This window comes from Arthrobacter sp. 18067, assembly GCF_902706295.1.
Taxonomy (GTDB): domain Bacteria; phylum Actinomycetota; class Actinomycetes; order Actinomycetales; family Micrococcaceae; genus Arthrobacter.
In genome coordinates this window covers 1-5537 of record NZ_CACSJJ010000047.1, presented here as the reverse complement: position 1 = coordinate 5537, position 5537 = coordinate 1, and the positions used below count along the sequence as shown (strand labels likewise).

The following is a 5537-nucleotide window of genomic DNA, read 5'->3' as shown; positions in this document are numbered from 1 at the left end:
CATCGACCCCCACCAAACACCCCGACGCAACCACCACCACACACCCCACAGAACATAAACACGTCCCGGGAACGGTGTGTGGAATGCTCCAGTACGGAGCAATCCAGTGTGGGGAACTTGGGCGCTGTCGTTTCTGTCGTCGCCATGTTCCGGGCTGCATTGAGCGCGTCGGATAGTGGGACATGCCGCGCAAGCGCCGCTCCATGAAGCCCGGCCACACGTTTGCGCGCGTCGGGAGAGGCATGAGCGCGGGCGGCACTGGCCGGCTACTCACGGTGCCGACACTGTGCCGCAGGCAGTCGGGAAAGATGCTGGCTCAGGCAGGACTGACCTCAGCACGGCGCCGTACGCTCCTATCCAATACAGTCCACCCCAACCCAGTCCTGCCCAATGGCGACTATGCGGCCCGGCCAGACGCCAAGCGCCGTTAACGCAACCAGCGCCCAACGGTGGTCAGCCTCCGCAGGGAGACGTCCGGCCGTCGAGCGCTGGCTTATGGGAACCGACAACGTGTCACAGTCGTCGGAGCCAGATTTAGCGCGAGGTCGGCCAGCCCGTGTACGACTCCGCGAGGTAGGCCTTGCCGTGCTCGGAAGTGACCACGGAGTGCAGCTCGCCGAGTTGGCGGGCGCGGTCGAAGTCGTCGGCGCCGGGAACGGTGTGCAGCATGGACGTCATCCAGTAGGAGAAATGCTGGGCCTTCCACACACGGTCCAGGGCGCGGTCACTGTAGGAATCAAGGAGCGCGCTGGAGCCATTCGAGTAGAAGGAGTCGAGCCCTTCGAAGAGCACCTTGACGTCGTGGATCGCCAGATTGAGGCCCTTGGCGCCTGTGGGCGGGACGGTGTGCGCGGCGTCGCCGGCCAGGAAGAGGTTGCCGTGGCGCATGGGGGTGTGGACGAAACTGCGGAACGGCAGGACCATCTTTTCCAGGACGGGCCCCTCTTTGAGCTCAAACCCGTTGCCGTTGACGCGCTTACGGAACTCGGTCCAGATACGTTCGTCGTCCCAGTCGGCAACGTTTTCCTTGGGGTCGCACTGGAAGTACATGCGCTGAACGGTTTCGGTGCGCTGGCTGATCAGCGCGAAGCCGTTTTCGGAGTTGGCGTAGATCAGTTCGTCGGCGCTGCGCGGGGCCTCGGCGAGGATACCGAACCAAGCAAAGGGGTACTCGTGGAAGTACCACTTGCGGTTGGCTTCGGGAATCTGGAAGCGGCAGTGGCTGCGGGATCCGTCGGCACCCACCAGGAAGTCGGCCTGGATTTCGAACTCTTGGCCGTCCGCGTCAGTGAACCAGACTTTCGGCTTGCCTTCGAGGTCGTGCACCGTGGTGTCCGTGACGCTGTAGCGGACGTCGCCGCCGTCGTCCTCCCGCTTCGCGGCAAGATCCATGAACACGTCAGTCTGCGGGTACAGCCACACTGATTCGCCGACGAGTTCCTTGAAGTTGATGCGGTGGCTTTCGCCGTTGAACCGCAATTCGATGCCATCGTGCCGGTCACCTTCGCGCAGTACACGATCGGAGACGCCGGAATCCACCAACAGGTTCACGGTGCCGTGCTCGAGGATGCCGGCGCGGACGGTCTCCTGGATGTCCTTGCGGCTGCGGATTTCCACCACTACGGACTCGATGCCTTGCTTGGCCAGCAAGTGGGAGAGCATGAGGCCCGCGGGGCCTGCGCCCATAATGGCGACTTGGGTGGTGATGGGCGTGCGTGCCATGGTTGTTCCTCGCTTCGTTGCGGATCCCGGCTTGCTCGGAAGCGGGATGAATCTGAAATCAGTGTGGCCCGCAGCGGGTGATTGGCGTTACACGTATTCCGTTGAACGGAAGTCGGAGTCAGTCGCCGAGTTGTCGGCCAATTCCCCTCGCTGCCGTTTGGAGCGCTGGCACCAGCGCCTGCAGCCGCATCTCCGCGAGCGGTACGACAACACCGAGGGCCGCCACAGTACGTCGCTTCCCATTTACCACGGGAACAGCGATGCCCCACGTGTCCGGATCCACCACGCCCGCGAGTTGCGCGTAACCGTGCTGGGCAGCTTCGGCCAGGAAATGACGTACGACGTCGGCAGTCACCTTTCCGGACGGATCTTGGAACTGTTCGAGGTACTCCGCCTGCAGCTCACGCGATTGGTGGGACATCAAGGCAAGCCCCGCAGAGGAAATGTGGACCGGCATCCGCCCGGCGATCCGCGCCCTGTTGGCCACTGACCCCCTCCGGGAAAGTCGCTCTACAAAGAGCGCTTCCCAGCCATCGAGCACCGCGAGATTCACATTCTGGTTCAGGACCTGCTGTATGTCCTCCATAAACGGCATCGCCGCTTGGCGGAGGGCCAACGTGGGCGAATTACGGTTGACCAGTTCCCACAACCGCAAGCCCAGGCGGACCGTCCCGCCGACGCCAAGATCCAACAAGCCATGCTCGGAGAGTTGACGGACCAGTCGATGCGCCGAGGACAGCGGGATTCCGGCCCGATCAGCCAACTCGGTCAATTGCAGTGAGGTCACTCCCTCGGGAAAGGCCTCAATCACCCGTACCACGCGGTCAACTACGGAATCCCCGGACGCAGAGTTGGCCACGACGTTCTCCTTTGTTACCCGGCACCAATTCGGTACCTTCCATTCAATGGTAGAACGTGTGCCACGCAACATCGGGCGGTGATACAACTCTCATAACCGACCGAACGTTCTTTGGTCGGGACCAACCACAAAAAAGAAGTACCGAGGACGCTATGCCAACGATGACATCTGCCCGCCGCTCCCAATGGCCTGTTTGGCTCTGTTGGCTGGCCATGGTCCTGGACGGCTTCGACCTCGTGGTCCTTGGCACCGTCATCCCCACGCTCATCAAGACCGGCGAACTCGGATTCGACGCCGTGGGAGCTACCTTCGCAGCCACCATCTCCCTGGTAGGTGTGGGTCTGGGCGCGCTCTTCATCGCGCCGCTCTCGGACAAGTTCGGCCGCCGCAAACTCCTGATCGCCTGCGTGGCAGGCTTCTCGCTGTTCACCATCGGCGTTGCCTTCGCCCCGAACGTTGCCGTCTTTTCGATTCTCCGCCTGCTTGCGGGATTGGGCCTGGGCGCATGCCTCCCGGCAGCGTTGGCGTTTATGAACGACTACGCCCCGGCTGGATCAGCCGGCAAGTCCACCACGCGGACCATGACCGGATACCACGTGGGTGCCGTGGCCACGGCCCTGCTGGCCATCTTCATCGTTCCGAACTGGCGGCTCATGTTCATCATCGGCGGCGTTGCCGGGCTGCTGCTACTGCCATTCTTGTGGGCCAAGCTGCCCGAATCGCTCCCCGAAGCAGCCCCGGCCAAGGCGGGCGAACCCGCCAACGCAACTCCCGCCGTCGAGCATTCCGCCGGCACCAAGCAAAAGACCGGATTCCGCGACCTCCTGCAAAAGCCTTATCCCATGGTGGCCGTTGGTATTGGCATCGCGTCGTTCATGGGGCTGCTGCTGGTCTACGGACTGAACACGTGGCTGCCGCAGCTGATGGCTGCCGCCGGATATCCAGTGAGCACCGGACTGACGCTGTTGCTGGTACTGAACGTTGGCGCCGTCGCCGGGCTGTTCCTTGCCGGAGTCCTGGCAGACAAACATGGGACCAAGAAGATCGTGCTGGTGTGGTTCGGGTTGTCAGCGGTGCTGCTGGCCATCCTCAGCGTCAAGATCCAGAACGAACTCCTGCTGAACGCGGCTGTCTTTGTCACCGGCGTCTTCGTCTTCAGCTCCCAGGTGCTGGTTTATGCCTGGGTCAGCCAGTTGTTCCCGGCCCGGCTCCGCGGAACCGCCCTCGGCTTCGCAGCAGGCGTTGGCAGGCTGGGCGCAATCGTTGGTCCTGCCGTGACGGGAACCTTGGTGGCTGCGAACATCGCCTATCCTGCCGGGTTCTACGTGTTCGCCGCCGCCGGTCTACTCGCAGTGGCCGCACTGTTCCTGGTGCCGCACGAGGTCAAGGCCGCCGACACAACCGTGCCGGCGGACCGCTAACCGTTCGGCCAAACCTGGGGGCCCTTGCACAGGGTCGACTGCGCCCTCCCGAGCAGCTGCGGCCCCGCCGCGAAGCAGCGATCGGTGGATTTCTTGAGCTCCGGGAGCGCCTGGACTGCTGAATCGAAGTGATCTTCACGGATCATCGTTTCAATGGCCTGGCACTGGTTCTCTGTCTCCAGCGCCCCAACCATGGCCGAGGAAATCTTCAGGCTCAGGACCGCATCCATGCTGGCGTCGGGATCGTGGCGGCACAGGCCGTTGGAGATCCTGAGGATCCGGCCGGGCAGCATCGACAGGTAGGTGGAGAGGAAACGGATGGCCGGCGTGGGGTCTCCCAACTCGTCAGCCAGAGCTTGCAGCCTGCACGGTTCCAGTACGGAGGCCTCCGGTGCCTGGGCCGGACCTGCCTCGTCACTCACCGCTTGCCGCCTGGGGCTGTGCGGCGCCTTCCGGGGCTGACTTGTTGGGGTCTTTGGTCCAGATGGAGGCGAGCATTCCGATGACCAGGATGGCGGGTGCGCCGTACATCAGGATGTTCATGACCATGGGTTCGCGGAGCGTGCGGATGGCGTTGCCCACGTAGGGGATGGTGGCGACCTGCTTGTCCACGGTTTTGCCTTCGAGTGTGGCGATCCATGGGTCGATTCCGTTGTTGGCGTCGCCCTTGGTCTGGACGGCTACGCCGCCGTCGGCGGTAGCGGTGATCTCGGTGATGCGGTGGGTCTCTACCCGCTGGTCCTCCACGGGGATGTGGTAGGTGATGATGTCGCCCACTTTGACGTCCGTGATGGGTGTTGGGACGGTCACGACGACGTCGCCCGGGTTGATCAGTGGGGCCATGGATCCGGTCAGCATGGTGGAGGTCTGGTACCCGAAGACGCGCGGCCCAATCGCCAGCAGGACAAACGCCAAGGCCGCGAGGACCAGCGCGCCGATGCCGATGAACTTCACGGCCGTCGCGGCAATCCTGCGAAACGTGCCGGCGTTGGTGGCGTTGGTGGCCGCTGCGGGCTGCTTCACAGCGGCAGTCTCGGTTGCAGTCTCGACGACGGCGGACTCAACGACGGCGGATGCGGTCGGGGTTGTGGCGGCGGGCTTCGCGGCGGAACGCCGGCCGTGGAGGGCTGGTCCGTTGATGCTGGTGAGGGTGCTCATTGTCCTGGCGTTCCTTCCGGGTGTTGATCGTCTTCTGTTAAAACGACTTCTGTAAAAGAGTCTGCGTGAGCTGGCTCAGGCTTTCCTGCGGGAAAGCCTCAAGTCTGGCTCAGGAAAAATACCGGCGGACCTGATCGGGCAGGGGGGCGCCCGACCAGGCCCGGCGGGGCTTGTGACCGGAGGCCCGGCCGGAAAGGGCGTAACGGCCGGCCTCCGGAGCTTTTGGTGTTACTTGGTGGTTTCGGTGCGTTGGGTGCCGGTGAAGGAGAATCCGATGGTGGAGGTGGCGCCTTGGAAGTCGTTGTTCGCGGTGGCGGGCAGCGTGGTGGTGACCTTGAGGTTGTCGGTTTTGGTCGAGGTCAGGGAGGTCAGGTTGT

The 5537-nt window shown here is 63.4% G+C and carries 5 protein-coding genes; 1 reads left to right on the top strand and 4 read right to left on the bottom strand.

The window, feature by feature from the left end:
* Positions 1–534: 534 nt before the first annotated feature.
* Positions 535–1722: a 4-hydroxybenzoate 3-monooxygenase gene (locus tag GVL04_RS23850; RefSeq protein ID WP_159709133.1), complete on the bottom strand. Its 1188-nt coding sequence runs from the start codon at positions 1720–1722 to the stop codon at positions 535–537.
* Positions 1723–1840: 118 nt separating this feature from the next.
* Entirely contained in the window at positions 1841–2581 is a 741-nt protein-coding gene (locus tag GVL04_RS23845; RefSeq protein WP_159709132.1) for an IclR family transcriptional regulator, read from the bottom strand.
* Positions 2582–2733: 152 nt separating this feature from the next.
* Between GVL04_RS23845 and GVL04_RS23840 the strand changes: the two genes are divergently transcribed.
* The gene (locus GVL04_RS23840; RefSeq protein WP_159709131.1) at positions 2734–4002 is read left to right on the top strand and encodes an aromatic acid/H+ symport family MFS transporter; all 1269 of its coding nucleotides are present in this window, start codon (positions 2734–2736) and stop codon (positions 4000–4002) included.
* Here GVL04_RS23840 and GVL04_RS23835 read toward each other — a convergent pair.
* Together GVL04_RS23835 and GVL04_RS23830 are read right to left on the bottom strand one after the other, a co-directional pair.
* Positions 3999–4424 carry an Hpt domain-containing protein gene (locus GVL04_RS23835; protein WP_159709130.1) on the bottom strand — a complete coding sequence of 142 codons (426 nt, stop codon included), beginning with the start codon at positions 4422–4424 and terminating at the stop codon, positions 3999–4001. The genes GVL04_RS23840 and GVL04_RS23835 overlap by 4 nt on opposite strands.
* Positions 4417–5160, bottom strand: a complete 744-nt coding sequence (locus GVL04_RS23830) for a signal peptidase I (protein WP_159709129.1) — start codon at positions 5158–5160, stop codon at positions 4417–4419. The genes GVL04_RS23835 and GVL04_RS23830 overlap by 8 nt, the downstream gene beginning before the upstream one ends.
* Positions 5161–5537: the final 377 nt, after the last annotated feature.